Origin of the sequence: Massilia glaciei, assembly GCF_003011895.2 — a bacterium.
In the GTDB taxonomy this organism is placed as follows: Bacteria; Pseudomonadota; Gammaproteobacteria; order Burkholderiales; family Burkholderiaceae_D; genus Telluria_A; species Telluria_A glaciei.
In genome coordinates this window covers 1-3,790 of record NZ_PXWF02000344.1, presented here as the reverse complement: position 1 = coordinate 3,790, position 3,790 = coordinate 1, and the positions used below count along the sequence as shown (strand labels likewise).

1 protein-coding gene is annotated in these 3,790 nt (G+C 68.2%); it reads left to right on the top strand.

Annotation, left to right across the window (positions count from 1 at the left end):
- Positions 1–50: 50 nt before the first annotated feature.
- Positions 51–3,790, top strand: a 3,740-nt coding sequence (locus tag C7C56_RS27365) for a beta strand repeat-containing protein (protein WP_146204670.1), incomplete at its 3' end; no start/stop codon positions are given.

Sequence of the window (3,790 nt, the reverse complement as noted above, 5' to 3'; positions counted from 1 at the left end):
TCTCCAGCCTGGCCGGCGGCTCGCTTGTTTTGGTTTCCAACACGGGTGACATGCGTGTCGATAGCATCGTCAGCGCAAACGGCGGTGGCAACATCCTGCTGCAGGCAAGCGCGGGCGCTTTGGCGCTCAACACGGCCATCAGCAGCGGCACCGGCGCGATCAGCCTGGTCGCGCAAGCGGCAATCGTCCAGAAGGCCGCGGTCACGACCGGCGGCGGCAGCGTCGATGTCAATTCGACGGCCGGCAGCATCGCCATGGATGACGGCGCGACGGCGAACGCCGTCAACGGCAACATTCGCTACGCGGCCGCGACCACGCTCACGCTGGGAGCGCTGAGCACGGGCGGCAACGTCAGCCTGGGCGCCTCGGGCATCGCCGATTCGGGTACCACGGACCTCGATGTCAGCGCCAGTTCGCTGCGCATCGCCACCACGGGAATGGGCGCCGGCGCCGGCGCCGGCACGGCAAGTTCACACCTACAAATCGCGGTCGGCACCTTGGCGGCCAATGTTGCCGGCCTGGGCGGCTTGTACCTCGACGAGGCCGACGCCATCGTCGTCGACGCGCTCGCCAGCATCGGCGTGGCGCGTGTCAACGCCGACGGCTCCACCTCGCTTGTGAGCGACGCCTCGATGTCCGACCTCGTGTCGGGCGGCAACCTCGTGCTCGTCACGGGCGCCGGCGGCATCACCCTCAACGACGGCCTCGTCAACGGCGCGAGCGTGACTGCGGCGGGCAATCTGCTGCTGCAAGCGGGTGGCGCGGCGTCGGACCTGACGGTCAATGCGTCGCTGCTGAGCTCGGGCGGAAACATCAGCCTCGACGCCGGCCGCGACATCGTGCAAAACGCCGCGATCGGCGCAGCCATGGCCGCCAAATCGGTCGACCTGCTCGCCGGCGGCAACATCACCATGGCCAACGGCACCAGCCTTGCGGCCAATGGCGGCAACATCATGCTGCAGGCGGGCGGCAACGTGACGGTCGAGCAGATCACGGCCGGTAGCGGCAGCGTGAGCATCACCGCCACGCTCGGCGGCATCATCGACGAGGACGCGGCGCCGGCCGAAACCGAAGTGGACATCGTCGCCTCAAGCCTGCAACTGAGCGCCGCAATCGGCATCGGCAGCGGCGCCAACGCGCTCGAGACCACGGTTGGCACGCTCAGCGCGCAAACCGGCGCGGGCGGCCTGTTCATAATTGAAAGCGACGGCCTGGCGGTCGGCGCGGTGACCGTGCAGGCGAACCGGGTTGACACCAGCGGCGCCGCCACGGCCACGCCCGGCGCGGCCCAGGCCAACTTCTCCAGCCTGGCCGGCGGCTCGCTCGTGCTGGTCGCCAATAGCGGCGACCTGATCGTCAACAACACGCTAAATGCGCTCGCCGGCGGCAACATCCTGCTGCAGGCAAGCGCCGGCGGCCTGACGCTCAACACCGCCATTTCGAGCGGCACCGGGTCCATCAGCCTGATCGCCCAGGGCGCCATCGTGCAAAAGGCCAGCATCACGACCGGCGGCAACGGCAGCATCGACGTCAACTCCACGGCGTCGAGCATCTCGATGGACGACGGCACCACGAGCGCGGCCGTCAATGGCAATATCCGCTACGTTGCCGCGACCACGCTGACGCTGGGCGCCCTGGGCACGGGCGCCAATGTCAGCATCGGCGCCTCGAGCATCAGCGATTCGGGCAGCCTGGATGTCGATGTCAGCGCAAGTGCACTGCGGATCGTCACCACCGGCATGGGCGACGGCGCCGGCGTCGGCACGGCGGCGGCGCACCTGCAAATCGCGGTGGGCACGCTGGCGGCCGATGTGGCCGGCCTGGGCGGCGTATACCTCAAAGAGGCAGACGCCATTGTCATCGACGCGCTCGCCGCGATTGGTGTGGCGCGCGTTGATGCGGGCGGCAACACCTTCGCTTTGAGTGATGCCAGCCTGTCCGACCTCGTGTCGGGTGGCAATGTGGTGCTTGTCACCGGCGCTGGCGGCATCACCATCAACGACGGCAACGCGAACGGCGTCGGCGTCAGCGCGGCTGGCAACATGCTGCTGCAGGCTCGTGGCGCGGCATCGGACGTCGTCGTCAACGCCTCACTGCTGAGCGCCGGCGGCAACATCAGCCTTAACGCCGGACGCGACATCGGCCAAAACGCGGCCATCGGCGGCACGGGCGACGCCAAGTCGATCGACCTGCTGGCGGTCGGCAGCATCACGATGGGCAATGGCAGCGCCACCGCGACCAGCAACGGGAATATCGTGCTTGTAGCCGGCAACAACGTGACTATCGAACAGCTCACGGCCGGCAACGGCAGCGTCAGCATCACCGCCACACTCGGCAGCATCAGCGACGAGGACGCGGCGCCAGCCGAGACCGCAGTCGACATCGCCGCGGCAGGCCTGCAGCTGAGCGCGGCAATCGGCATCGGCAGCGGCGCCAACGCGCTCGAGACCACCGTCGGCACGCTCAGCGCGCAAACGGGCGCGGGCGGCTTGTTCATTGTCGAAAGCGACGGCCTGACGGTCGGCGCGGTCACTGTGCAGGCAAACAGGGTCGACGCCAGCGCCGCCGCCACGACAACGCTGAACGCGGCGCAGGCCAGTTTCTTCAGCCTCGCCGGCGGCTCGCTCGTGCTGGTCTCCAACACCGGCGACCTCGTAGTCAACAACATCGTCAGCGCGAATGGCGGCGGCAACATCCTGCTGCAGGCAAGCGCGGGCGCATTGGCGCTAAACACCGCGGTTTCCAGTGGTGTGGGTTCGATCAGTTTGATAGCACAGACGGCGATCGGACAGAAGGCCGCCATCACGACGGCGGGCAGCGGCAGCATCGACGTCAACGCCACGGCCGGCAGCATCGCCATGGACGATGGCGCCAGGGCGATGTCGGTCAACGGCAACATCCGCTACGTGGCGGCGACCACGCTGACCTTGGGCGCGCTGAGCACGGGCGGCAGCGTCAGTCTCGGCGGCTCGAGCATCAGCGATTCCGGCACGACCGACGTCGATGTCAGCGCCAGTTCGCTGCGCATCGTCACCACCGGCACGGGCGCCGAAGACGGCGTTGGCACGGCAATGGCGCACCTGCAAATCGCTGTGGCAACGCTGGCGGCCAATGTGGCCGGCATGGACGGCCTGTACCTCGACGAAGCGGACGCGATCGTCGTCGACGCGCTCGCCAGCATCGGCGTGGCGCGCGTCAACGCCGACGGCTCCACTGCGCTTGTGAGCGACGCCTCGATGTCCGACCTCGTGTCGGGCGGCAACCTGGTGCTCGTCACGGGCGCCGGCGGTATTACCCTCAACGACGGCCTAGCCAACGGCACCAGCGTGAGCGCTGCGGGCAACCTGCTGCTGCAAGCGGGCGGTGCGACATCCGACATCGCCGTCAACGCGGCGCTGCTGAGCACAGGCGGCAACATCAGCCTCAACGCCGGGCGTGACCTGCTGATTAACAGCAGCGTCACGGTATCGGGGGCGGGCAAGTCGATCGACCTGCTTGCCACCGGTAACATCACGATGGCCAACGGCGCCAGCCTGGCGAGCAACGGCGGCAACATCGCCGCGCAAACCGGCAACGACGTGACGATCGAAACGATCGCCGCCGGTTCCGGCAGCGTGCTCGTGGTGGCCGGCGGCAGCATCGTCGATCAGGACCTCGCCGGCGACGGCGAAGTCGACATCATGGCGAACGGCTTGCAACTGAGCGCGGGCAATGCCATCGGCTCGGGTGCCAACGCGCTCGAGACCGCGGTCGCCACCTTGACGGCACATGCCGGAAACGGCGGCCTGTA